Below are 24,901 nucleotides of genomic sequence, written 5' to 3' on the forward strand. Positions count from 1 at the left end.
TGAATGTCAAAAAAGAGAAGATTGTTGTGGAATCGACGGGGCGGAACCCAGTTCGGGAAGGACGGAATGCAGCGCATCCCACAGAGAATGCACCAGCTCAGGCGCCTGGGCGATATCCGGGGTATGCAAAAACAGATAAGGCGTGGTGGTGTGCTGCCACTGCGCCAGTTTCTCCATCCACGGCGCAAACATGGCCTGATTCTGCGCCATATCATCGCTGCCGATAAATCTCACCATGGGCTGTTCAGCTGTCACCACCGCATGCACCGGTACTTTCGGCTTTTTGCGCTGGGCTTCTCGTACCGCTTCGTTGTGAGGTTTAGCTGCATGTACCGGCCGGCTATCGAGGATCACGCGATTTACGCCACGCTCGTGCAGGCCACGGTTTAGCAGTCGCTCGCTGTCGCTCTTATCGAAAAACTGCGGGTGACGCACTTCAACGCCATAGTGAAAAACGTTCGGTAACCCGTCGAGAAAAGCCCACAGCGCGGGAAGGTCACGAGGGCCAAAGGTGGCCGGAAGCTGAAGCCAGTACTGCCCAATTCGCCCAGCAAGTGGCGCCATCCGTTGGAAAAACTCAAGGGTCAGATCGTCGCAATGACGCAGGGCGGCCTGGTGCGAAATGGTGGCAGGGAATTTAAAGCAGAAACGGAAATTATCATCGGTCTGCGCCAGCCAGCGGTCGACAATGTCGGCCTTCGGCAGAGCGTAGAGCGTGGTATTGCCCTCCACGCAGTTAAAGTGGCGGGCATACTCTTCAAGGCTGGTAATACCAAGGCGCACCCATTTCGGGTGCGACCATTGGGGAAGCCCAAGATAAATCATAGCGCTGCGAGGATCTCGTCGGTGCTACGCACGCGTGCAATGCGCGGGAAGATATAGGAAAGGCTGCTCTGATGCTGATCGTTGTTGAACGCGCTGCAGGCATCTTCGGCGATAACCAGGTTAAAGCCCAGTTCCCACGCGTTCCGCGCGGTCGATTCCACGCCGATGTTGGTGGAAATACCGCACAGGATAATGGTGTCGATACCGCGACGACGCAACTGCACTTCGAGGTCGGTGCCGTAAAATGCGCCCCACTGACGCTTGGTCACTTCAATATCGCTGTCCTGTTTGCTGAGCTCAGCCGGGTAGGTCCACCAGTTTTCCGGCAGCGCTTTGGCCGGTGCAGGTGCATCCACCGGCTGCTTCAGCGCGTCGGCAAAATCTGCTGACCAACCTACGCGAACCAACACGACGGGTGCGGATGCCGCACGGCACTTGTCGGCGAGACGGGCGGCACGGGCGACCACGTCGGTAGCGGTGTGCGGGCCACCGGCAAACGGCAGAATGCCTTCCTGCAGGTCAATCACCACAAGGGCGGTTTTTTTGGCGTCTAAATTCAGCATGATGGTTCCTCTGTAAACGGGCTGTCGGGGGCATACCTTACAATCGACGCCAGGTTATTGAACGGATAATTATTGTTAATTTTTGTGAGTGTAGGCAATAAGCGTTCAGCAAACAGTCGTATAAGCTGCTCCGGGCTTATCGCGAGCGAGAATTTCCAGTATAATAGCCCCCTTTTTTCATCCAGTAGTGACATTCAGCTAAAGCTGCGACAGTAACGCCTGCATGACAGGCGACAATCCGCCGACGGCTAAGTTAAGGGATATCTCATGCGTACAGAATATTGCGGACAGCTTCGACAGTCCCACGTTGGGCAGCAGGTGACTCTGTGTGGTTGGGTCAACCGCCGTCGTGATCTCGGTAGCCTCATTTTTATCGACATGCGCGACCGTGAAGGCATCGTACAGGTGTTCTTCGATCCGGACCGTGCGGATGCCTTGAAGTTAGCCTCTGAACTGCGTAATGAGTTCTGCATTCAGGTAACCGGCACCGTTCGTGCGCGTGACGAAAAGAACATCAACGCGGATATGGCAACCGGTGCTATCGAAGTTCTGGCCTCCGATCTGTCCATCATCAACCGTTCAGAATCACTGCCGCTGGACTCCAACCACGTCAACACCGAAGAAGCGCGTCTGAAGTACCGCTACCTCGACCTGCGTCGTCCGGAAATGGCTCAGCGCCTGAAAACTCGCGCTAAAATCACCAGCTTCGTACGTCGTTTTATGGACGATCACGGTTTCCTCGATATCGAAACCCCGATGCTGACCAAAGCGACTCCGGAAGGCGCGCGCGACTACCTGGTACCGTCTCGCGTACATAAAGGTAAGTTCTATGCGCTGCCACAGTCTCCTCAGCTGTTCAAACAGCTGCTGATGATGTCCGGCTTCGACCGCTACTATCAGATTGTTAAATGCTTCCGCGACGAAGACCTGCGCGCTGATCGTCAGCCAGAATTCACCCAGATCGACGTCGAAACCTCCTTCATGACCGCACCGCAGGTGCGTGAAGTGATGGAAGCGCTGGTGCGTCAGCTGTGGCTGGAAATCAAAGGTGTGGATCTGGGCGACTTCCCGATCATGACCTTCGCCGAAGCAGAGCGCCGTTACGGTTCCGACAAACCGGACCTGCGTAACCCAATGGAGCTGGTTGACGTTGCTGACCTGCTGAAATCCGTTGAGTTCGCGGTATTCTCCGGCCCGGCTAACGATCCGAAAGGCCGCGTGGCTGCGCTGCGCGTACCGGGCGGTGCTGCACTGACCCGTAAGCTGATTGATGAATACGGCAACTTTGTGAAGATTTATGGCGCGAAAGGCCTGGCTTACATCAAAGTGACCGAACGTGCGAAAGGCGTGGAAGGCATCACCAGCCCGGTAGCCAAGTTCCTGACCCCAGAAATCATTGAAGCGATCCTTGAGCGCACCGGCGCGCAGGACGGCGACATGATCTTCTTCGGCGCCGACAACAAGAAAGTGGTTGCCGACGCGATGGGCGCACTGCGTCTGAAGCTGGGTAAAGACCTGAGCCTGACCGACGAAAACATGTGGGCGCCGCTGTGGGTTATCGACTTCCCAATGTTTGAAGAAGATGGTGAAGGCGGCCTGACCGCAATGCACCACCCGTTCACTTCCCCGAAAGACATGACCGCCGAAGAGCTGAAAGCCGCTCCGGAAGATGCAGTGGCGAACGCCTACGACATGGTTATCAACGGCTACGAAGTGGGCGGCGGTTCTGTGCGTATTCACCGTGGTGACATGCAGCAGACCGTGTTCGGCATCCTCGGCATCAATGAACAAGAGCAGCGCGAGAAGTTTGGCTTCCTGCTGGACGCGCTGAAATACGGTACGCCGCCACACGCGGGCCTGGCATTCGGTCTTGACCGTCTGACCATGCTGCTGACCGGCACCGATAACATCCGTGACGTTATCGCCTTCCCGAAAACCACCGCAGCAGCGTGTCTGATGACTGAAGCACCAAGCTTCGCGAATCCGGCTTCTCTGGGCGAACTGGGTATTCAGGTTGTGGCGAAAGAGCCAAAAGAGTCTGCGGAGAACAAGTAACATGCCATTCAAGCGGCCCGTCTCTATTCTGGTGGTGATTTATGCCCAGGACAGTAAACGGGTGCTGATGCTGCAGCGACGCGATGACCCTGATTTCTGGCAGTCGGTAACCGGCAGCGTGGAAGAAGGGGAAACCGCGTCGCAGGCCGCCATGCGTGAAGTAAAGGAAGAGGTCACTATTGATGTTGTGTCTGAGCAACTGACCTTGAAAGACTGTCAACGCACGGTGGAGTTTGAAATTTTTCAACATTTACGCCATCGCTATGCGCCGGGCGTTGTGCGCAATACAGAATCCTGGTTCTGTCTTGCGCTGCCCCACGAGCGGGACGTTGTGTTCACCGAGCACCTGACCTACCAGTGGCTCGATGCACCCGCCGCGGCGGCGCTCACTAAGTCGTGGAGTAACCGGCAGGCGATTGAAGAATTTGTCATTAACGCTGCCTGAAAGGGCATAGTTTTTTGGAGATATTTTTATGGCAGGTCATAGTAAATGGGCCAACACCAGACATCGTAAAGCGGCGCAGGATGCTAAGCGCGGCAAAATCTTCACCAAGATCATTCGTGAGCTGGTGACGGCGGCCAAACTGGGCGGCGGCGATCCGGATGCGAACCCGCGTCTGCGTGCTGCGGTAGATAAAGCCCTGGCCAACAACATGACGCGTGACACCCTGAACCGTGCTATCGCGCGTGGCGTCGGCGGTGATGAAGATTCCAACATGGAAACCATCATCTATGAAGGCTACGGTCCTGGCGGCACTGCGGTGATGATTGAATGCCTGTCTGACAACCGTAACCGTACCGTTGCTGAAGTGCGTCACGCATTCAGCAAAACTGGCGGTAACCTGGGTACCGACGGCTCTGTTTCTTATCTGTTCAGCAAAAAAGGGATTATTTCCTTTGAGCAGGGCGATGAGGACACCATTATGGAAGCGGCGCTGGAAGCCGGTGCTGAAGACGTTGTGACCTTCGACGACGGCGCGATTGACGTGTACACCGCGTGGGAAGAGATGGGTAAAGTGCGTGATGCGCTGGAAGCGGCCGGCTTGAAAGCTGACGCGGCCGAAGTGTCTATGATCCCGTCCACCAAAGCGGACATGGATGCAGAAACCGCACCGAAACTGATGCGTCTCATCGACATGCTGGAAGACTGTGACGATGTTCAGGAAGTCTACCACAACGGCGAAATCTCTGACGAGGTGGCAGCGACCTTAGAATGAGGTGGCTGTGCCGTAACCTAACAGGAGGTGCGTGATGTCTATTATTCTCGGCATTGACCCGGGGTCGCGCATCACCGGTTATGGTGTCATTCGCCAGGTTGGCCGACAGCTGACCTACCTTGGCAGCGGATGCATCCGCACCAAGGTTGACGATCTTCCGTCGCGCCTGAAGCTGATTTATGCCGGCGTGACGGAGATTATCACCCAGTTCCAGCCGGACTATTTCGCGATTGAGCAGGTCTTTATGGCGAAGAACGCCGACTCGGCGCTTAAGCTCGGACAGGCGCGCGGAGTGGCCATCGTTGCTGCCACCAATCAGGAACTTCCGGTCTTTGAGTACGCCGCCCGTCAGGTCAAACAGACCGTTGTGGGCATTGGTAGTGCGGAAAAAAGCCAGGTTCAGCATATGGTGCGCACGCTGTTAAAGCTTCCCGCCAATCCTCAGGCCGATGCCGCCGATGCGCTGGCTATCGCCATTACCCACTGCCACGTCAGCCAGAACGCCATGCAAATGAGCGACTCGCGGCTGAACTTAGCGCGTGGGCGATTGCGCTAATCTCACGCGCCTTGATCGCTTTGGATTAAGGTGCGTCGCTTCCTTGTTCAGTAATAAGTACTAAATGGGGGCTCACCCATAGACTCGCTGGCGTTACCGTTTTTCTTTCCCATGGAATTGCGCCTAAAAACCAAAGCTTCCAGAAGGTCAGTTTCGCACCTGGGTTCGCGCACAGCAGTTGCTGAAATGTTTCAATATCACCTACGGAAATATTTAGCGCCTTATTATAAATATCAAAAACAAATTTAGAGCAGAATTGGCGCGTTGAATCATATTTAAATCCGGTATGATAAAATTTATTTAATCGCTGAGGCACCTGCTCAACGATAGCCAATTTTTGTTCAACGCTTAAACCGCCGCGGAGTCGGCGAACCGCATAGCGGCTTCCCGCAGAACGCTGAATAAAGCGTGACAACGTGGTGACGGTAGAAAGCGGCACCCGGCTTTCTGCCACCAGATAGTCCTCGCCGGTGTGGCCGATGATGATACCGACATGATTACTCCAGCATTGAGAGGCCGTGGATATCTGGCCAAACAGGTGCGTTCCGATACAAGTGAAAACAATGTCACCGGTTTCGTATTTTTCAGGGTAATTAATTATCAAGTGATAAATCCTTTTTAATATGAGTCATCCGTGTGGTGTAGTGAATAAATTAATATCACACTCGCTGATTCTCGTCATTCTTATGTATATGGGGAAATGCCGATTAAAATTAAATAAATGGGCATTTTTATTATTGCGTAAACCACTATCATGACGTAGGCCCGCTAACATCCTCCCCGAGGAACGGTGCGGAAACGCGCCGTATAAGCAAGAACATACTGGGATCGGCAACGGGAATTGATCCGTTTCATCTGGATATTTATCCAGCTTTTTTTTATGATAACGCATTACTCTTTTAGCCCTTAACGCAGGAGCGTCACGTGATAGGCAGACTCAGAGGCATCATTCTCGAAAAACAACCCCCGCTGGTCCTTCTGGAGACGGGCGGCGTAGGCTATGAAGTGCATATGCCGATGACCTGTTTTTACGAGCTGCCAGAAGCCGGGCAGGAAGCGATTGTCTTCACCCACTTCGTGGTACGCGAAGACGCGCAGCTGCTTTACGGCTTCAATAACAAGCAGGAACGTACGCTGTTTAAAGAGCTAATTAAGACCAACGGCGTTGGGCCGAAGCTGGCGTTGGCGATCCTCTCGGGTATGTCGGCGCAGCAGTTTGTCAACGCGGTCGAGCGCGAAGAGCTTGGCGCGCTGGTTAAGCTACCGGGCATCGGCAAGAAAACGGCGGAACGTCTGATTGTCGAAATGAAAGACCGCTTTAAAGGCCTGCATGGCGATCTCTTTACGCCTGCCGCCGATCTGGTGCTCACGTCTCCCGCTGGCCCAAGTGCCGACGACGCCGAGCAGGAAGCAGTTGCTGCGCTGGTGGCGCTGGGCTATAAACCTCAGGAAGCCAGCCGAATGGTGAGTAAAGTTGCCCGTTCGGATGCCAGCAGTGAAACATTGATCCGCGAAGCGCTCCGCGCGGCGCTATGAGGTAGAGGATGATTGAAGCAGACCGCCTGATTTCGTCAGGCAGTAGCATGGCGGAAGAGGTGGCAGATCGCGCCATCCGCCCTAAGTTACTGGCCGAGTATATCGGTCAGCCGCATGTTCGCTCGCAGATGGAGATTTTTATCCAGGCGGCGAAACTACGCGGTGACGCGCTTGACCACCTGCTAATCTTCGGCCCGCCGGGGCTCGGGAAAACCACGCTGGCGAATATTGTTGCCAACGAAATGGGCGTAAATCTGCGTACCACATCGGGCCCGGTGCTGGAAAAAGCGGGCGATCTCGCGGCGATGCTGACCAACCTCGAACCCCATGACGTGCTGTTTATCGATGAAATTCATCGTCTTTCACCGGTGGTGGAAGAGGTGCTCTATCCGGCAATGGAAGATTACCAGCTCGATATTATGATTGGCGAAGGCCCGGCCGCGCGTTCGATCAAAATTGACCTGCCGCCGTTTACCCTGATTGGCGCCACCACGCGCGCAGGTTCGCTGACCTCGCCATTGCGCGACCGTTTCGGCATCGTGCAGCGCCTCGAGTTTTATCAGGTGCCTGATTTGCAGCATATCGTGGGGCGCAGTGCGCGCTTTATGGGGCTGGAGATGAGCGATGATGGGGCGCTGGAAGTGGCTCGTCGCGCGCGCGGCACGCCGCGTATTGCTAACCGACTGCTGCGTCGTGTACGTGACTTTGCGGAAGTGAAACACGACGGTACCATCTCTGCGGATATCGCCGCGCAGGCGCTGGATATGCTTAACGTCGATGCGGAAGGCTTTGACTATATGGACCGCAAGTTACTGCTAGCGGTCATTGATAAATTCTTCGGTGGGCCGGTTGGGTTGGATAACCTGGCGGCGGCAATCGGGGAGGAGCGGGAAACCATTGAAGACGTGCTGGAGCCGTACCTGATTCAGCAGGGGTTCTTGCAGCGTACGCCACGTGGGCGTATGGCGACGAGCCGTGCGTGGAACCACTTTGGGATTACGCCACCGGAAATGCCTTAACCTTTGAGCCTTCCCGGCGTCGCTTTGCTCGGCCGGGCTACGGTACATTGTAGCCCGGCCGAGCAAAGCGACGCCGGAGGAATCAGACCGCCGCTTTCTTCGACATACTCAGAATAAACAGCAGCGCCGCACACAGCACCACGGATGGCCCCGCCGGGGTGTCATAGAACGCCGAGAAGGTTAACCCGCCGGTGACGGCAATCATTCCAACGCCAACCGCGACGCCCGCCATCTGCTCCGGAGTACGGGCAAAACGACGCGCTGTGGCTGCTGGGATAATCAGCAGTGACGTGATAATCAGCGCACCAACAAACTTCATCGCCACGCCAATGGTTAGCGCGGTAACCAGCATCAGCAGCAGCTTCACCCGCTGCAGTTTCACTCCATCGACAAACGCCAGGTCCGGGCTAATCGTCATCGACAGTAAATTACGCCACTGCCAGAACAGAATCGCCAGCACCACCACCACGCCCAGTGCGATAGAGATAAGATCCTGTGGCGTAACGGCCAGCAGGTCACCGAACAGATAGGCCATCAGATCGACGCGAATATTCGACATCAGGCTGACCACCACCAGACCCAGCGACAGCGCGCTGTGTGCCATGATGCCAAGCAGGGTATCAACGGCGAGGTGAGGGCGTTTCTCCAGCCACACCAGACCGCCCGCCAGCACCAGCGTCACGGCAATAACCGCATAGAACGGGTTCACATTCAGCAGCAGGCCAAAGGCAACCCCAAGCAATGAGGCGTGAGCCAGCGTGTCGCCAAAGTAGGACATCCGTCGCCAGACCACAAACGAGCCCAGCGGGCCGGCAGCGCACGCCAGCATCATTCCGGCAAGCCAGCCGGGAAGTAAAATTTCAATCATGACTGCCCATTTCCCCGACGTAAAACAATACGGCCCTGTAAATCATGGCGATGATTATGCTGATGGCGGTAAATTCCCAGCTGTTCTGCGCCGCGCGGGCCGAACATCGAGATAAACTCCGGGTGCATCGACACCACGTCCGGCGTGCCCGAGCAGCAAATATGATGATTCAGACACAGCACGTCGTCAGTTTTTGCCATTACCAGATGCAGGTCGTGCGACACCATTAGCACCGCGCAGTCGAGCTCCTGACGCAGTTGGTTAATCAGATCGTAAAGGGCAACCTGACCGTTAACGTCCACGCCCTGAGTGGGTTCATCCAGAACCAGCAGCTGCGGCTTATTCAGTAGCGCACGCGCCAGCAGCACGCGCTGGGTTTCGCCACCCGAAAGCTTCTGCATGGGGGCATCCTGTAGATGTCCTGCCTGCACGCGTTTGAGCGCCGGAAGAATATCTTCTTTTCGCGTTGCCGGATGCAGGCGTAAAAAACGCTTGACGGTCAGCGGCAAGGTGGCGTCGAGGTGTAACTTTTGCGGCACATAGCCGATGCGCAAATGTTTATCGCGAATGACAACGCCATCGCTAGGTGCTACGAGGCCGAGCACCACGCGTACCAGCGTTGATTTGCCCGCACCGTTCGGACCAAGCAGCGTCAGAATGCGGCCTGGCTTGAGATTCAATGAGATGTCAGAAAGCACCCGGCGTTGGCCGAAAGTGACGGAGACATTTTCCAGTGATACAAGATTCGTCATAGCAATTAGGGGTTGCACAAGATAGTGAATGTTATAATATCACACATCACTTATCCATTTCGATTAATAGACGCATTATGTTACAGAAAAATACGCTTCTTTTCGCAGCTTTATCCGCTGCACTTTGGGGAACGACAGCACAGCATGCTGATGCGGCCGTTGTGGCATCACTCAAGCCGTTAGGCTTTATTGCTTCAGCCATTGCAGACGGTGTAACAGAGACGCAGGTTTTACTGCCTGACGGTGCGTCTGAACATGATTACTCACTGCGTCCATCTGATGCAAAACGCTTACAGAACGCGGACTTAGTCGTATGGATTGGTCCTGAGATGGAAGCATTTATGGACAAGTCATCGCAAAGCATTCCCGACAACAAAAAAGTCACTATCGCCCAGCTTGACGGGGTGAAACCGTTACTCATGAAAGGTGCCGATGACGACGACCATGATGGTGCTGATGGAGACGATCATGACCACGCTCACGGTGAAAAAGGTGACGCGCATCACCATCATGGCGAGTACAACATGCACCTGTGGCTCTCCCCAGAGATAGCGCGGCTGTCGGCGGTTGCAATCCATGACAAATTAGTGGAACTTATGCCCCAGAGTCGAGCCCGGCTCGATGCCAACCTGAAGGATTTTGAGGCCAATCTGGCCGCAACCGATAAGCAGGTGGCGAGCGAGCTGGCACCGGTGAAAGGAAAGGGGTATTTCGTTTTTCATGATGCCTATGGCTATTACGAAAAACACTACGGTTTGACGCCGCTTGGGCACTTCACCGTCAACCCCGAAATTCAACCCGGTGCGCAGCGTTTACATCAAATAAGAACACAGTTGGTTGAGCAAAAAGCGACCTGCGTTTTTGCTGAGCCACAATTCAGGCCCGCTGTCGTTGAATCTGTTGCGCGGGGAACCAGCGTTCGCATGGGAACGCTCGATCCTCTTGGCACGAACATTAAGCTGAGTAAAGAGAGCTATCCAGCGTTTCTTACTCAACTGGCGACCCAGTATGCGAGCTGCCTGAAAGGAGATAAGTAAGGAAGTGAATACGTGCAGCAGATAGCCCGCTCTGTCGCTCTGGCATTTAACAATTTGCCGCGGCCCCACCGCGTTATGCTGGGGTCACTCACCGTTCTCACGTTGGCCGTCGCTGTCTGGCGGCCTTACGTTTACCATCCAACCTCTTCATCCCCCGTCGTCCGTACGATTGAGCTGGAGAAAAAAGAGATTCGTTCGCTTCTGCCTGAGGCTAGCGAACCGATTGACCAGTCCGCGCAGGAAGACGAAGCCATCCCTCAGGATGAGCTGGACGATAAAGCCGACAACGAAACGGGCGTGCATGAATATGTGGTATCCACGGGCGATACCCTGAGCAGCATCTTGAATCAGTACGGCATCGATATGGGTAACATCAGCCAGCTTGCCTCGGTTGATAAAGACCTGAAAAACATGAAAGTGGGGCAGCAGCTCTCCTGGACGCTGAATGACGACGGTGATTTACAGCGTTTAACCTGGGAGATGTCGCGCCGCGAAACCCGTACCTACGATCGCGTTGCTAACGGCTTCAAAATGAGCAGTGAGTTGCAGAAGGGCGATTGGGTCAATAGCCTTGTCAAAGGCACCGTCGGCGGAAGCTTCGTGACCAGCGCCGTCAACGCCGGTTTAACCAGCGCGGAAGTGAGCGCGGTGATTAAATCGATGCAGTGGCAAATGGACTTCCGTAAGCTGAAAAAAGGCGACGAATTCTCGGTGCTGATGTCACGCGAAATGCTCAACGGCAAGCGCGAACAGAGTCAACTGCTGGGCGTGCGTTTACGCTCCGATGGCAAAGACTACTACGCGATCCGCGCGGAAGACGGTAAGTTCTACGACCGCAACGGTACCGGGCTGGCGAAGGGCTTCCTGCGCTTCCCGACTGCGCGTCAGTTCCGCGTGTCGTCGAACTTTAACCCGCGTCGTCTGAACCCGGTAACCGGTCGCGTCGCGCCGCACCGTGGTGTGGATTTCGCGATGCCGCAGGGTACACCAGTGCTGGCCGTCGGTGACGGTGAAGTGGTGGTGGCGAAGCGCAGCGGCGCGGCGGGTTACTATGTTGCCGTACGTCATGGTCGCACCTACACCACCCGCTACATGCACCTGCGTAAGCTGTTGGTGAAACCAGGTCAGAAGGTGAAACGCGGTGACCGTATCGCGCTCTCCGGCAACACCGGTCGTTCCACTGGCCCACACCTGCACTATGAAGTATGGATCAACCAGCAGGCGGTGAACCCGCTGACGGCGAAGCTGCCGCGCACCGAAGGGCTGACCGGTTCGGATCGTACCGATTACCTGGCACAGGTGAAAGAGGTTCTGCCGCAGCTGCGTTTCGACTAATTTCGCCTAAGAAGTATCCGTTCAGAGCCGGTGCCTATACAGCACCGGCTTTTTCTTTTGTGTGAAGCATCCGGCCTCGCTACACTATCTGATTATCCACACTGACCCGATGAATCAACCCTGGAATAGGCATGGAAACGAAAAAAAATAACAGTGAATACATTCCCGAGTTTGAGAAATCTTTCCGCCATCCCCAGTACTGGGGTGCCTGGTTAGGCGTGCTGGCGTTTGCGGGAGTCGCTTACGTGCCGGCAAAAATCCGCGACCCTATTCTGGGTAAGCTCGGTCGCCTGGCGGGGAAATTTGGCCGCAGCGCGCGTCGACGCGCGCAGATCAATCTGCTGTACTGCTTCCCGGAAAAAAGCGAAGCCGAGCGTGAAGCCATCATCGATGAGATGTTTGCCACCGCGCCGCAGGCGATGGTCATGATGGCCGAGCTGGCACTGAAAGGGCCAGAGAAAATTCTGCCGCGCCTCGACTGGCAAGGGCAAGAGATTATCGATGAACTACGTGCCAACGGCGAAAACGTCATTTTTCTGGTACCGCACGGTTGGGGCGTTGATATCCCGGCGATGGTGATGGCGTCACAGGGCCAGAAGATGGCGGCGATGTTCCATAACCAGGGCAATAAGGTCTTTGACTACGTCTGGAACACCGTTCGTCGTCGTTTTGGCGGTCGTCTGCACGCCCGTAACGACGGCATCAAGCCGTTTATTCAGTCTGTCCGTCAGGGCTACTGGGGCTACTATCTGCCGGATCAGGATCATGGCCCGGAGCACAGCGAATTCGTGGACTTCTTCGCTACCTATAAAGCAACGCTGCCAGCGATTGGCCGCCTGATGAAAGTGTGTCGTGCACGCGTGGTACCGCTGTTCCCGGTCTACGATGGCAAAACGCACCGCCTGACGATTCTGGTTCGCCCGCCGATGGACGATCTGCTGGAAGCGGACGACAACACCATCGCGCGTCGCATGAACGAAGAGGTGGAGATTTTCGTTGGGCCGCATACCGAACAGTACACGTGGATCCTCAAGCTGCTGAAAACGCGTAAGCCGGGCGAAACCGAGCCGTATCAGCGCAAAGAGCTCTACCCAAAGAAAAAGAAATAGTCTCGTAGCCCGGCCGAGTAAAACGACGCCGGGACGGCTCGGTGCACAACCCGGCGTCGTTTCGCTCGGCCGGGCTACACAGGCAAAAAAAAACCGGACATTGTCCGGTTTTTTTATATCGAGAATAACTTACTCGACGGTCAGGATACGCGTGGTGTTGGTTGAGCCCACGGTGCTCATCACGTCGCCCTGAGTCACGATAACCAGGTCGCCGGACATCAGATAGCCTTTGTCGCGCAGCAGGTTCACCGCATCGTGTGCGGCAGCGACGCCGTCGCATTCGCTATCGAAGAATACCGGGGTGACGCCACGGTACAGCGCCGTCAGGTTCAGCGTACGCTCGTGACGAGACATGGCGAAGATAGGCAGCCCGGAAGTGATACGGGAGGTCATCAGCGCGGTACGGCCAGACTCGGTCATGGTGATGATGGCGGTAACGCCTTTCAGGTGGTTTGCTGCATACATTGCCGACATGGCAATCGCTTCTTCCACGTTGTCGAACTGCACGTCCAGACGGTGTTTAGAGACGTTGATGCTTGGGATCTTCTCAGCGCCCAGGCAAACGCGCGCCATGGCCGCCACGGTTTCAGAAGGGTACTGGCCCGCCGCAGTTTCCGCAGACAGCATTACCGCATCGGTACCGTCCAGCACGGCGTTCGCCACGTCCATGACTTCCGCACGGGTAGGCATTGGGTTGGTGATCATCGACTCCATCATCTGGGTCGCGGTAATCACGGAACGGTTCAGCTGACGCGCGCGACGAATCAGCGCTTTCTGGATACCGACCAGCTCAGGGTCACCGATTTCAACGCCCAGGTCGCCACGGGCAACCATCACCACGTCGGAGGCCAGAATAATGTCGTCCATCGCGTCCTGGCTGCACACCGCTTCCGCACGTTCTACTTTGGCGACGATTTTCGCATCGCAGCCCGCTTCACGCGCCAGGCGACGAGCGTAGTTCAGGTCTTCACCGCAGCGCGGGAAGGAGACGGCCAGGTAATCAACGCCAATTTTAGCGGCGGTATGAATATCCGCTTTGTCTTTATCGGTCAGGGCTTCAGCCGAGAGGCCACCACCTAACTTGTTGATGCCTTTATTGTTGGACAGCGGGCCACCGACGGTCACTTCGGTGAACACCTTCATGCCCTGGATTTCCAGTACTTTCAGCTGTACGCGGCCATCATCCAGCAGCAGGATATCGCCCGGCACGACGTCGGCAGGCAGACCTTTATAGTCGATGCCCACTTTCTCTTTGTCGCCTTCGCCTTTACCGAGGTTGGCATCGAGCAGGAATTTGTCGCCGATATTGAGGAAAACTTTACCTTCTTTGAAGGTAGAAACGCGAATTTTTGGTCCTTGCAGATCGCCAAGAATAGCTACATGGCGGCCCAGTTTTGCTGCGATTTCGCGTACTTTGTCAGCGCGTAGCTGATGATCTTCTGGTGTTCCGTGAGAGAAGTTCATGCGTACGACGTTAGCACCGGCGGAAATCACCTTCTCGAGGTTGTTATCGCGGTCGGTTGCTGGGCCTAACGTGGTGACGATCTTGGTTCTGCGAAGCCTTCTGGACATGTAATACTCCGTTGACTAATACAACTCAGGTGTTGCGTGAACAGGATTCGGTAGCAAGCGTTACCGAATGTTTTAATAGGTTACACCGTTATTATCGCTTTTAATGATTATCGCTGTGTGCGGATAGCGCTTTATCAAACCGCGATTCCTTTAACGCTTCTTTGACTCGCTTCAAGTTATCCCGGAATTTCGCCCCTCGACGCAGGGTAAAACCGGTTGCCAGGACATCGATCACGGTAAGCTGCGTGAGTCGGGAGACCATTGGCATATAAATGTCGGTATCTTCGGGAACGTCCAGCGTGATGGCAAGGGTCGCTTCTCGGGCCAGCGGCGTGCCAGCGGAGGTGATGGCGATAACCATAGCATCATTTTCCCTCGCCACCTGGGCGACCTCAACCAGGCTTTTAGTTCTACCGGTATGGGAAATCAGCACCACAACGTCATCGTCGCTGCAATTCATACAGCTCATACGTTGCAGTACGATGTCATCAGAATAGATGACCGGGACGTTAAAGCGAAAAAACTTGTTCATCGCGTCGTGCGCCACGGCGGCGGAAGAACCTAAACCGAAGAAGGCAATTTTCTTGGCCTGGGTCAGCAGATCCACCGCACGGTTAACCGCCGACATATCCAGCGACTGGCGGACGTGCGCCAGGCTTGCCATGGCGGATTCGAAAATTTTGGCCGTATATGCCTCAACGCTGTCATCTTCATCAACATTACGATTAACATACGGTGTACCGTTGGCCAGACTTTGGGCAAGATGGAGCTTGAAGTCGGGGAACCCGCGGGTCTCCATACTGCGACAGAAGCGGTTAACGGTAGGTTCGCTGACCTCGGCCTCAAGGGCGAGCGCGGCAATGCTTGAGTGGATTGCCTGTTCAGGAGCGGCAAGAATAACTTCCGCCACTTTTCGCTCGGATTTGCTAAGGTTTTCCAGTTGGGTCTGGATTCTTTCCAGCATGTTCATCGTGACAAGTTGCTCATAGATTGAAACGATTCCATTAATGGGTGAAATCTGCAGGCGTTTTAGCAAGAATATACGCCTGAAGCCTGGCGAAAAGTGGAGAGAAACGGCAAAAAATGTTGTTTTTTTTCATTACATGATCAGCGTCGTATTTTAACAGACGCCGCTCGGGCGAAAGAACGAACAATACTGGCGGATTGCCTAAAACTCAGGCCTTGATGGTTCCGATTTGTGCGATCGGACGCGGTGACGCGCGTTAAAGGGTTTCGGCAATTTCGTAAACACAGTACAGTGCACCGTAAGAAAATTACAACGATATTCGCTATTTTTCAGGAAAACCTGATAGCTAGCGGGTATATAACCTGGCAGCGCCTTTGGGTGGTCAACCGGGATCTTTAACTGAGGAGAATGACATGGCGGTAACGCAAACGGCCCAGGCATGCGATCTGGTCATTTTCGGCGCGAAGGGCGACTTGGCCCGCCGAAAATTGCTGCCTTCCCTGTATCAGCTGGAAAAAGCCGGCCAGATTAACCCGGACACCCGGATTATCGGCGTAGGCCGTGCCGACTGGGATAAAGCGGCATACACCAAAGTTGTCCGCGAAGCGCTCGAAACCTTCATGAAAGAGAAGATTGACGAAAGTTTGTGGGATACCCTCAGCGCGCGTCTTGATTTTTGCAACCTTGACGTTAACGATGCGCCAGCATTTTCGCGTCTGGGTGAGATGCTCGATCAAAAAAATCGCATCACCATTAACTACTTCGCCATGCCGCCTAGCACCTTTGGCGCCATTTGCCGCGGCCTGGGTGAAGCGAAGCTGAATGCCAAGCCTGCGCGCGTCGTGATGGAAAAACCACTGGGTACCTCACTGGAAACCTCACGTGAGATTAACGACCAGGTGGGCGAATACTTTGAAGAGTGCCAGGTTTACCGTATCGACCACTATCTGGGTAAAGAAACGGTACTGAACTTACTGGCGCTGCGCTTTGCCAACTCCCTGTTCGTGAACAACTGGGACAACCGCACTATCGACCATGTGGAAATTACCGTGGCTGAGGAAGTCGGGATTGAAGGCCGTTGGGGCTATTTCGATCAGGCTGGTCAAATGCGCGACATGATCCAAAACCACCTGCTGCAGATTCTGTGCATGATTGCGATGGCGCCGCCGTCCGATCTGACCGCTGACAGCATTCGTGATGAGAAAGTGAAAGTGCTGAAGTCGCTGCGCCGCATTGACCGCAGCAACGTTCGCGATAAAACCGTGCGCGGCCAGTATACCGCTGGGTTTGCGCAGGGGCAGAAAGTCCCGGGCTATCTGGAAGAAGAGGGTGCGAACAAATCCAGCAGCACCGAAACCTTCGTTTCTATTCGCGTGGATATTGATAACTGGCGCTGGGCGGGGGTTCCGTTCTATCTGCGTACCGGTAAACGTCTGCCGACCAAATGCTCTGAAGTTGTGGTCTACTTCAAAAACCCTGAGCTGAACCTGTTCAAGGAAACCTGGCCTGAGCTGCCGCAGAACAAACTGACTATCCGTCTGCAGCCAGATGAAGGCGTGGATATTCAGATCCTTAACAAAGTTCCAGGCCTGGAGCACAAGCATAACCTGCAGGTGACCAAGTTGGATCTGAGCTACTCCGAAACCTTCAATCAGACTCACCTGGCGGACGCCTACGAACGTCTGCTGCTGGAGACCATGCGTGGTATTCAGGCGCTGTTCGTACGTCGTGACGAAGTGGAAGAAGCGTGGAAGTGGGTCGACTCCATCACGGAAGCATGGGCAAGTGATAAAGACGCGCCGAAACCGTACCAGGCTGGCACCTGGGGGCCGGTAGCTTCGGTTGCGATGATCACCCGTGATGGTCGCTCCTGGAACGAGTTCGAATAACCGGCTGCGATAATCCGGAAGGGTTATTTTACCGGTAACATGATCTAACACAGCATGTAGTGCTATTTTTACGCATTTAAGCCCCGGGTGGATTCACCACCGGGGCTTTTTTTATTACACTACGGGCAGACCTTTGCCTCTGAGCTGCGCTATACGGGCTTTTCCGATAAATCAGACCTATGATTTAACCGTGTAAGATAGCGGCCTGGACAGAAAAATTTTAAGGAGCCTTTATGAACTCTGTAATGTTACGCGTAACAAATCGTATTATTGAACGCTCGCGTGAAACCCGCGAAGCCTACCTGGCGCGTATCAATCAGGCCAAAACTGAAACGGTTCACCGTTCTGAACTGGCCTGCGGTAACCTGGCACACGGTTTCGCTGCCTGCCAACCGGACGATAAAGCATCGCTGAAGAGTATGCTGCGTAACAATATCGCGATCATTACCTCCTATAACGACATGCTTTCTGCCCATCAGCCTTATGAACACTACCCGGAGTTGATCCGTAAAGCGCTGCACAGCGTGAACGCGGTTGGTCAGGTCGCGGGTGGTGTCCCGGCCATGTGTGACGGAGTGACACAGGGGCAAGACGGTATGGAGCTTTCCCTGCTGAGCCGCGAAGTGATCGCGATGTCTGCCGCCGTGGGCCTGTCACATAATATGTTTGACGGTGCGCTGTACCTCGGTGTGTGCGACAAAATCGTCCCAGGGCTTGCCATGGCGGCGCTCTCCTTTGGTCATCTGCCGTCCGTGTTTATTCCATCAGGCCCGATGGCGAGCGGCCTGCCGAACAAAGAAAAAGTACGTATCCGTCAGCTGTATGCTGAAGGTAAGGTGGATCGTAACGCGCTGCTGGAATCTGAAGCCGCGTCGTATCATGCACCGGGCACCTGCACCTTCTATGGCACCGCCAACACCAACCAAATGGTGATCGAATTTATGGGCATGCAGTTGCCGGGTTCCTCATTCGTACACCCGGATGCACCGCTGCGTGCTGAACTGACCGCTGCCGCCGCGCGTCAGGTAACGCGCATGACCGGTAACGGTAACGAGTGGATGCCGCTCGGTAAAATGATCGATGAAAAAGTGGTGGTCAACGGCATCGTGGCGCTGCTGGCAACCGGCGGTTCAACCAACCACACCATGCACCTGGTGGCGATGGCGCGCGCGGCGGGCATCATCATCAACTGGGATGATTTCTCCGATCTTTCTGAAGTCGTGCCGCTGATGGCGCGCCTCTACCCGAACGGCCCGGCCGATATCAACCACTTCCAGGCGGCGGGTGGCGTACCGGTACTGGTACGTGAACTGCTGAAAGGTGGCCTGCTGCACGAAAACGTCAATACGGTGGCCGGTTTTGGTCTCTCGCACTACACCATGGAACCGTGGCTGAACGAGGGCAAGCTTGACTGGCGTGAAGGCGCAACCGCGTCGCTGGATGACAACATCATCGCCACCTTCGACAAACCGTTCTCAAAACACGGCGGCACCAAAGTGCTGAGCGGTAACCTGGGTCGTGCGGTGATGAAAACGTCGGCGGTACCGGTTGAAAACCAGATTATTGAAGCGCCAGCCGTGGTCTTCGAGAGCCAGCACGATGTGCTGCCAGCGTTCGAAGCGGGTTTATTGGATAAAGATTGCGTGGTTGTTGTGCGCCATCAAGGGCCAAAAGCGAACGGCATGCCAGAATTACATAAACTTATGCCGCCACTTGGTGTATTATTGGACCGCTGTTTCAAAATTGCGTTAGTTACTGATGGACGACTGTCCGGTGCATCCGGTAAAGTGCCGTCAGCGATCCACGTAACCCCTGAAGCTTATGACGGTGGCCTGCTGGCGAAAGTGCGCGATGGCGACATGATTCGCGTCAATGGCCAGACTGGCGAACTGACGCTGCTGGTTGATGACGCTGAACTGGCCGCACGCCAACCGCATATTCCCGATCTGAGCGCTTCGCGCGTGGGGACAGGCCGTGAACTGTTTAGCGCACTACGGGAAAAACTGTCCGGCGCAGAGCAGGGTGCAACCTGTATTACCTTTTAAGATGACACGTTTTGTAGATCTGGCGAGAGAAAATTTCTGATGAAAAACTGGAAAACAACGGCTGAAGCAATCCTGACCACTGGCCCGGTAGTACCGGTAATCGTGGTTAACAAGCTTGAGCACGCAGTACCGATGGCGAAGGCGCTGGTTGCTGGTGGCGTACGCGTGCTGGAAGTGACGCTGCGTACCGCTTGTGCGATGGACGCTATCCGCGCCATTGCTAAAGAAGTGCCGGACGCTATCGTGGGCGCGGGTACCGTGACCAACGCTCAGCAGCTGAAAGAAGTGACCGAAGCTGGCGCGCAGTTTGCTATCAGCCCAGGCCTGACCGACAGCCTGCTGAAAGCGGCGACCGCGGGTACTATTCCGCTGATCCCAGGTATCTGCTCCGTGTCTGAACTGATGCTGGGTATGGAACACGGCCTGAAAGAGTTCAAATTCTTCCCAGCTGAAGCGAACGGCGGCGTGAAAGCGCTGCAGGCGATCGCGGGTCCATTCTCTCAGATTCGTTTCTGCCCAACCGGCGGTATCTCCCCAGCTAACTACCGTGACTACCTGGCGCTGAAAAGCGTACTGTGCATCGGCGGTTCCTGGCTGGTGCCAGCTGACGCGCTGGAATCAGGCGACTACGATCGCATCACCAAGCTGGCTCGCGAAGCGGTTGAAGGCGCGAAGCTGTAAGGTGTTTGCTGCACCCAGCCTGATGGCCGGGTAAGCAAAAGAAGGGCGGGTATGCGCAAGCAGCCCGCCTTTTTTCTTATCCCTGAACTACCACGGCCGCAGCGGCGATTTTGGCACGCTCGACGGCCTCTTCAACTCTGTCCGCCGTTGCCAGCGCCACGCCCATACGGCGAGAACCCGCAATATCCGGTTTACCGAACAGACGCAGCTGTACCCCGGCGCTTAGCGCATTCTGCACGTTATCAAAGGTGACGTTGCGGCTGGTCAGCGTGGGCAGCAGTACCGCAGAAGCGGACGGGCCGTACTGACGGATAGCGCCAATCGGCAGCCCGAGGAAAGCGCGAACGTGCAGAGCAAACTCGGAGACGTCCTGCGAAATCAGCGTCACCATCCCGGTATCGTGCGGGCGAGGGGAGACTTCGCTGAACACCACGTCATCACCACACACAAACAGCTCTACGCCGAAAAGACCATAGCCGCCCAGCGCCAGCACCACCTCGCGGGCGATCTCCTGTGCACGCGCCAGCGCCAGTTCGCTCATCTGCTGCGGCTGCCAGGATTCGCGGTAGTCGCCATCTTCCTGACGATGGCCCACCGGGGCGCAGAAGTGCACGCCGTCGACGGCATTGACGGTCAGCAGGGTGATTTCGAAATCGAAGTTAACCACCCCTTCAACAATCACCCGGCCCGCCCCGGCGCGACCGCCTTCCTGCGCATACTGCCAGGCCTGCGCCAGCTGATCTTCACGGCGAATAAAGGTCTGGCCCTTGCCGGATGAACTCATCACCGGCTTCACGATGCACGGCAGGCCGATATCGGTGACCGCCTCACGGAACTGTGCTTCACTGTCGGCAAAATGGTAGGCCGAGGTGGGAAGTTTGAGGGTTTCCGCCGCCAGACGGCGAATGCCTTCGCGGTTCATCGTCAGTTTGGTTGCCCGGGCGCATGGCACCACTTTTTGGCCTGCCTGCTCAAGCTCAATCAGCGTGTCCGTGGCAATAGCTTCAATTTCTGGCACGATAAAGTCAGGTTTTTCCTGCGCAACCAGCGCTTTCAGGACGTTGCCATCGAGCATGTTGATAACGTAAGCGCGGTGCGCAACGTGCATGGCTGGCGCATCGGCGTAACGATCCACGGCGATCACTTCAATACCTAAGCGCTGGCATTCGATCGCCACTTCCTTACCTAACTCACCTGAACCCAGAAGCATTACGCGCGTCGCAGCGGGACGCAGAGCTGTTCCTAATAACGTCATTACCCATTCCACCGTCTATCCAAAGTTTGGCGCATTATAAACGAAAACGTTTGCGTCTGTCTTGCAAGTGGCACAAAAGACGGATGAAACGTAGGATGAGGGGATAGGTTAAGTTGGCAATGAGCGCGACTTTTGCCAGGCTTAATAATGAATTAACACGACAAGAAGAATAACGAGATGCCACCTAAAGCGAAACGGATACCCCACACCATGACTTTGCATGGTGATACGCGCGTCGATAACTACTACTGGCTTCGCGATGACACGCGCTCTAAACCAGCGGTGCTTGATTACCTGCAGCAGGAGAACGCCTACGGGCGTCAAGTGATGTCCTCCCAGCGCAGCCTGCAGGATCGCGTGCTAAAAGAGATTGTCGACAGGATCCCTCCACGTGAGGTTTCAGCGCCCTATATCAAAAACGGCTATCGCTATCGCCAGGTGTTTGAGCCGGGCCGTGAATATGCGATTTACCAGCGCCAGGCATTAAACAGCGATGAGTGGTCCTTGCTGATTGATGAAAATAAAAGGGCGGCGCACAGCGAATTCTATACCCTGGGCGGGCTGAACGTCGCACCAGACAATAACCTGCTGGCGGTCACCGAGGATTTCCTCTCCCGCCGTCAGTACAGTCTGCGTATCCGCCATCTGGAGAATGAAACCTGGCTGCCGGAGGTGATTGACGATGTTTCACCGGGCGTGGTGTGGGCCAACGATTCCCGGGTGCTTTACTACGTGCGTCAGCATCCAACGACGCTGCTGCCGTGGCAGGTGTGGCGACATCAGGTTGGTGCGCCTGCTGAGCAGGATGAGCTAATTTACGAAGAGCGCGACGAGACGTTTTACGTCAGCCTGCACAAGACCTCTTCACGCCAGTATGTGGTGATTGCGTTGTCCAGCACCACCACTAGCGAAATGCTGTTGCTGGATGCCGACCAGCCTAACGCCGAGCCGCGCGTCTATGTCCCGCGCCGTAAAGATCATGAGTACAGCCTCGATCACTACCAAAACCAGTTCTACCTGCGTTCTAACCGCGAGGGTAAAAACTTCGGCCTGTACCGCAGTGAATCCTGGGAAGAGGCCGAGTGGCAAACCCTGATCGCGCCGCGCGATGCGGTGATGCTGGAGGATTTCACGCTGTTTCGCGACTGGCTGGTGGTGGAAGAGCGCCAGCATGGCTTAACCCGCCTGCGTCAAATCCATCGCCATCGCCAACAGGAAACGGCCATTGCCTTTGACGATCCGGCCTATGTGACGTGGATTGCCTATAACCCGGAACCGGAAACCGCCTGCCTGCGCTACGGCTATTCGTCGATGACCACCCCGGATACGCTGTTTGAGCTGGATATGGACAGCGGCGAGCGGCGTGTGCTGAAGCAGCAGGAGGTGAAAGGGTTCGACGCCAGTCGTTACCGCAGTGAACGTATCTGGATTACTGCACGCGATGGCGTCGAGGTGCCCGTGTCGTTGGTCTATCGTCATGAGCATTTTCGTCGCGGTAAAAATCCGCTGCTGGTCTACGGCTACGGCTCCTACGGGGCCAGTATGGACGCCGATTTTAGCAGCAGCCGCTTAAGCCTGCTCGACCGGGGCTTTGTCTTTGCCATCGCCCATATTCGCGGCGGCGGTGAACTGGGGCAACTCTGGTATGAAGAGGGGAAATTCCTTAAAAAGAAAAACACCTTCAATGACTACCTCGATGCCTGCGATGCGCTGCTGGCGAAAGGCTATGGCGACCCGGCGCTCTGTTATGGCATGGGCGGTAGCGCGGGAGGCTTGTTGATGGGAACCGTGATTAACGAGCGTCCTGAACTGTTCCATGGCGTTGTTGCGCAGGTGCCGTTCGTCGATGTGGTGACCACGATGCTCGATGAGTCGATTCCGCTGACCACCGGCGAATTTGAGGAGTGGGGTAATCCGCAGGATGAAACCTACTATCGCTATATGAAGTCCTATAGCCCTTATGACAACGTCAAAGCACAGGTTTATCCGCACCTGCTGGTGACCTCCGGGCTGCATGATTCACAGGTGCAATACTGGGAGCCAGCAAAATGGGTGGCGAAGCTGCGTGAGCTGAAGGTAGACGATAACCTGCTGCTACTGTGCACCGAGATGGACTCCGGCCACGGTGGGAAGTCCGGGCGCTATAAAAGCTATGAAGGGGTGGCGCTGGAGTTTGCCTTCCTGATTGCCCTGGCGCAGGGGACCTTGCCGGGGCAGTCCGAGCGTTAGCTACTGCTCGAGGTAGTGTTTGAGGGTTACGCGCAGTTCCGGGCTCATGCGGTCGAGGTTGTTAAACAACCAGCGCAGGTAGCCCGGATCGTTCTTCGCCACTTCAGCCACTTCCTGCCCGCGGTATTTGCCGAAGGTAAAGGTACGCAGCAGCGCCGGTCGGCCGGTGACGTCTACCATCTGATCCGGCGTCCAGCCTGATACCTGCATAATGTCAATCAGCAGCGAAGCGGTGATATAACAGTCGTAAAGCGCGCGGTGATGATGCAGACCCGGTGGCGTTGCCACGCTTAGCTTGCGTGACTTGTACAGCGCCATATTGCTGTACTTGATGCCCGGCCACAGGCGGCGGGCCATCTTCATGGTGCAGATCCACTCGCCGTCCATTTCTGGCAGCACGCGGCGGTCGAAGCTGGCATTGTGGGCGACATACCACGGGCTACCCTGATAAAACGGCACCACTTCCTCAATCCACGGTTTGTCTGCCACCATCTCTTCGGTGATCCGGTGAATGGCCATCGCTTGCGGGCTGATAGGGCGGTCCGGACGCACCAGGTGACTCATGGGGTTGACGATTTTACCGTCAATAACATCAACGGAGGCGATCTCCACGATGCCCCCTTGCAGGTCACAGGTTTCTGTATCGATTACGCGCAGCATGGCAAACTCCGGCCTAAAACGCTTAGCGTAATGGAATGATCTCGCCTTGCCAACCCTGGTCGCTCTTTCTGCCCGTTAGCAGCAGTTCGCCGCTATCGGCACGCACAATAAGCTGGCCGTTTTCATCCCATAACGCGCTACCGCCGGAAAAGGTGCCACTGGCGTAGTTGGATTTCAGCACGGCAATAGCGTACTTGTGAGCGAAGCGCTGTAGCCGCTGGCTGGTTCGCTGCTGCTGCGGTTCCGCCATTGAACTGACCGTGGCCAGCAGCGAGGCCTGCGGCGAGAGTTCGCAGCCTTCATGGTGCAGTTCAAAGACGCTGATTTGATCGGACTCAGGGGCCAGGCAGGTTCCCTGGCCCTGATGCTGCTTGATAGGGCCGGTGGCGTGCGGGGCGAAGATAACGATGCCTTTGATGCGCTTACCGTCATTTTCCATCGGCAGCCCGGCGATAATAGTCATCTGATGCCGCTGGGCGGCCTCGCTTAAGGGCTGTAGCTGGGTATCGTTCGGCGGTGCGGGCAAAGTTTGCTCGTCATCGGGACCGGTCAGAGAAAGCTCCGGGAAGATTAATACCTTACAGGCCTGCTCGGCGGCGGCATCGATAAACCGCAGATGGTGGGTAATGTTCTCAGCGACATCCCCTCTGCGGGGAGCATATTGCGCTGCAGCAATAGTCCATGTCAGCATAGTTGCATCCTTCAACACGTTGTCATTGGGCTTTTATTCC

At 55.5% G+C, this 24,901-nt stretch carries 23 protein-coding genes; 13 read left to right on the plus strand and 10 right to left on the minus strand.

Going from position 1 to position 24,901, the window contains the following annotated elements:
- Positions 1–6: 6 nt before the first annotated feature.
- Both HII27_RS08910 and HII27_RS08915 read right to left on the minus strand, forming a co-directional pair.
- Positions 7–825, minus strand: a complete 819-nt coding sequence (locus HII27_RS08910) for a DUF72 domain-containing protein (RefSeq protein ID WP_185667570.1) — start codon at positions 823–825, stop codon at positions 7–9.
- On the minus strand, positions 822–1,388 hold the full coding sequence (locus HII27_RS08915; RefSeq protein WP_185667571.1) for a hydrolase: 567 nt from the start codon (positions 1,386–1,388) through the stop codon (positions 822–824). The genes HII27_RS08910 and HII27_RS08915 overlap by 4 nt, the downstream gene beginning before the upstream one ends.
- A gap of 267 nt (positions 1,389–1,655) precedes the next feature.
- On the opposite strand from HII27_RS08915, the gene aspS reads away from it, so the two are divergent.
- From aspS to ruvC, 4 genes are read left to right on the plus strand one after another with little or no spacing between them, the layout of a single operon-like run.
- Entirely contained in the window at positions 1,656–3,443 is a 1,788-nt protein-coding gene (gene aspS / locus HII27_RS08920; protein WP_185667572.1) for an aspartate--tRNA ligase, read from the plus strand.
- Between the two features lies 1 nt (position 3,444).
- Positions 3,445–3,888, plus strand: a complete 444-nt coding sequence (gene nudB, locus HII27_RS08925; RefSeq protein WP_185667573.1) for a dihydroneopterin triphosphate diphosphatase — start codon at positions 3,445–3,447, stop codon at positions 3,886–3,888.
- A gap of 28 nt (positions 3,889–3,916) precedes the next feature.
- Entirely contained in the window at positions 3,917–4,660 is a 744-nt protein-coding gene (locus tag HII27_RS08930) for a YebC/PmpR family DNA-binding transcriptional regulator (protein WP_185667574.1), read from the plus strand.
- 34 nt (positions 4,661–4,694) lie between these two features.
- Positions 4,695–5,216, plus strand: a complete 522-nt coding sequence (gene ruvC, locus HII27_RS08935; RefSeq protein ID WP_185667575.1) for a crossover junction endodeoxyribonuclease RuvC — start codon at positions 4,695–4,697, stop codon at positions 5,214–5,216.
- Positions 5,217–5,241: 25 nt separating this feature from the next.
- Here ruvC and HII27_RS08940 read toward each other — a convergent pair whose 3' ends face one another.
- On the minus strand, positions 5,242–5,820 hold the full coding sequence (locus tag HII27_RS08940) for a YebB family permuted papain-like enzyme (protein WP_185667576.1): 579 nt from the start codon (positions 5,818–5,820) through the stop codon (positions 5,242–5,244).
- Between the two features lie 320 nt (positions 5,821–6,140).
- Here HII27_RS08940 and ruvA point away from each other — a divergent pair, with 320 nt between their 5' ends.
- Positions 6,141–6,752, plus strand: a complete 612-nt coding sequence (gene ruvA, locus HII27_RS08945) for a Holliday junction branch migration protein RuvA (protein WP_035891707.1) — start codon at positions 6,141–6,143, stop codon at positions 6,750–6,752.
- 8 nt (positions 6,753–6,760) lie between these two features.
- The gene (gene ruvB / locus HII27_RS08950; RefSeq protein ID WP_185667577.1) at positions 6,761–7,771 is read left to right on the plus strand and encodes a Holliday junction branch migration DNA helicase RuvB; all 1,011 of its coding nucleotides are present in this window, start codon (positions 6,761–6,763) and stop codon (positions 7,769–7,771) included.
- An 82-nt stretch (positions 7,772–7,853) separates the two neighbouring features.
- Here ruvB and znuB read toward each other — a convergent pair whose 3' ends face one another.
- Positions 7,854–8,639 carry a zinc ABC transporter permease subunit ZnuB gene (znuB, locus tag HII27_RS08955; RefSeq protein WP_185667578.1) on the minus strand — a complete coding sequence of 262 codons (786 nt, stop codon included), beginning with the start codon at positions 8,637–8,639 and terminating at the stop codon, positions 7,854–7,856.
- Positions 8,636–9,391, minus strand: coding sequence for a zinc ABC transporter ATP-binding protein ZnuC (gene znuC / locus HII27_RS08960; RefSeq protein WP_185667579.1), 756 nt, complete (start codon positions 9,389–9,391; stop codon positions 8,636–8,638). The genes znuB and znuC overlap by 4 nt, the downstream gene beginning before the upstream one ends.
- A gap of 77 nt (positions 9,392–9,468) precedes the next feature.
- Between znuC and znuA the strand changes: the two genes are divergently transcribed.
- The 3 genes from znuA to lpxM all read left to right on the plus strand — a co-directional run bounded on the left by znuA (position 9,469) and on the right by lpxM (position 12,872).
- Entirely contained in the window at positions 9,469–10,428 is a 960-nt protein-coding gene (gene znuA / locus HII27_RS08965; RefSeq protein WP_185667580.1) for a zinc ABC transporter substrate-binding protein ZnuA, read from the plus strand.
- Between the two features lie 12 nt (positions 10,429–10,440).
- Entirely contained in the window at positions 10,441–11,763 is a 1,323-nt protein-coding gene (mepM, locus tag HII27_RS08970) for a murein DD-endopeptidase MepM (RefSeq protein ID WP_035891697.1), read from the plus strand.
- Positions 11,764–11,894: 131 nt separating this feature from the next.
- A complete protein-coding gene (gene lpxM / locus HII27_RS08975; RefSeq protein WP_185667581.1) occupies positions 11,895–12,872 on the plus strand; it encodes a lauroyl-Kdo(2)-lipid IV(A) myristoyltransferase in 978 nt (325 codons plus the stop codon).
- 129 nt (positions 12,873–13,001) lie between these two features.
- Here the strand turns inward: lpxM and pyk are convergent, their stop codons facing one another.
- Entirely contained in the window at positions 13,002–14,444 is a 1,443-nt protein-coding gene (gene pyk / locus HII27_RS08980; protein WP_035891694.1) for a pyruvate kinase, read from the minus strand.
- Between the two features lie 100 nt (positions 14,445–14,544).
- The gene (locus tag HII27_RS08985; protein WP_185667763.1) at positions 14,545–15,414 is read right to left on the minus strand and encodes a MurR/RpiR family transcriptional regulator; all 870 of its coding nucleotides are present in this window, start codon (positions 15,412–15,414) and stop codon (positions 14,545–14,547) included.
- Positions 15,415–15,824: 410 nt separating this feature from the next.
- Here HII27_RS08985 and zwf point away from each other — a divergent pair, with 410 nt between their 5' ends.
- The 3 genes from zwf to HII27_RS09000 all read left to right on the plus strand — a co-directional run bounded on the left by zwf (position 15,825) and on the right by HII27_RS09000 (position 20,026).
- The gene (zwf, locus tag HII27_RS08990) at positions 15,825–17,300 is read left to right on the plus strand and encodes a glucose-6-phosphate dehydrogenase (protein WP_185667582.1); all 1,476 of its coding nucleotides are present in this window, start codon (positions 15,825–15,827) and stop codon (positions 17,298–17,300) included.
- Between the two features lie 233 nt (positions 17,301–17,533).
- Positions 17,534–19,345 carry a phosphogluconate dehydratase gene (gene edd, locus HII27_RS08995; protein WP_185667583.1) on the plus strand — a complete coding sequence of 604 codons (1,812 nt, stop codon included), beginning with the start codon at positions 17,534–17,536 and terminating at the stop codon, positions 19,343–19,345.
- Between the two features lie 39 nt (positions 19,346–19,384).
- Positions 19,385–20,026, plus strand: coding sequence for a bifunctional 4-hydroxy-2-oxoglutarate aldolase/2-dehydro-3-deoxy-phosphogluconate aldolase (locus tag HII27_RS09000; RefSeq protein WP_185667584.1), 642 nt, complete (start codon positions 19,385–19,387; stop codon positions 20,024–20,026).
- Positions 20,027–20,102: 76 nt separating this feature from the next.
- On the opposite strand, the gene purT is transcribed toward HII27_RS09000, so the two are convergent.
- On the minus strand, positions 20,103–21,281 hold the full coding sequence (purT, locus tag HII27_RS09005) for a formate-dependent phosphoribosylglycinamide formyltransferase (RefSeq protein ID WP_185667585.1): 1,179 nt from the start codon (positions 21,279–21,281) through the stop codon (positions 20,103–20,105).
- A 177-nt stretch (positions 21,282–21,458) separates the two neighbouring features.
- Between purT and ptrB the strand changes: the two genes are divergently transcribed.
- Entirely contained in the window at positions 21,459–23,510 is a 2,052-nt protein-coding gene (ptrB, locus tag HII27_RS09010) for an oligopeptidase B (RefSeq protein ID WP_185667586.1), read from the plus strand.
- Here ptrB and exoX read toward each other — a convergent pair whose 3' ends face one another.
- Together exoX and HII27_RS09020 are read right to left on the minus strand one after the other, a co-directional pair.
- The gene (exoX, locus tag HII27_RS09015; RefSeq protein ID WP_185667587.1) at positions 23,511–24,170 is read right to left on the minus strand and encodes an exodeoxyribonuclease X; all 660 of its coding nucleotides are present in this window, start codon (positions 24,168–24,170) and stop codon (positions 23,511–23,513) included. It lies immediately after the preceding gene.
- A 22-nt stretch (positions 24,171–24,192) separates the two neighbouring features.
- Entirely contained in the window at positions 24,193–24,861 is a 669-nt protein-coding gene (locus tag HII27_RS09020) for a carbon-nitrogen hydrolase family protein (protein ID WP_185667588.1), read from the minus strand.
- Between the last annotated feature and the right edge of the window lie 40 nt (positions 24,862–24,901).

It is taken from the genome of Kluyvera sichuanensis (genome assembly GCF_014218705.1).
Classification (GTDB): domain Bacteria; phylum Pseudomonadota; class Gammaproteobacteria; order Enterobacterales; family Enterobacteriaceae; genus Kluyvera; species Kluyvera sichuanensis.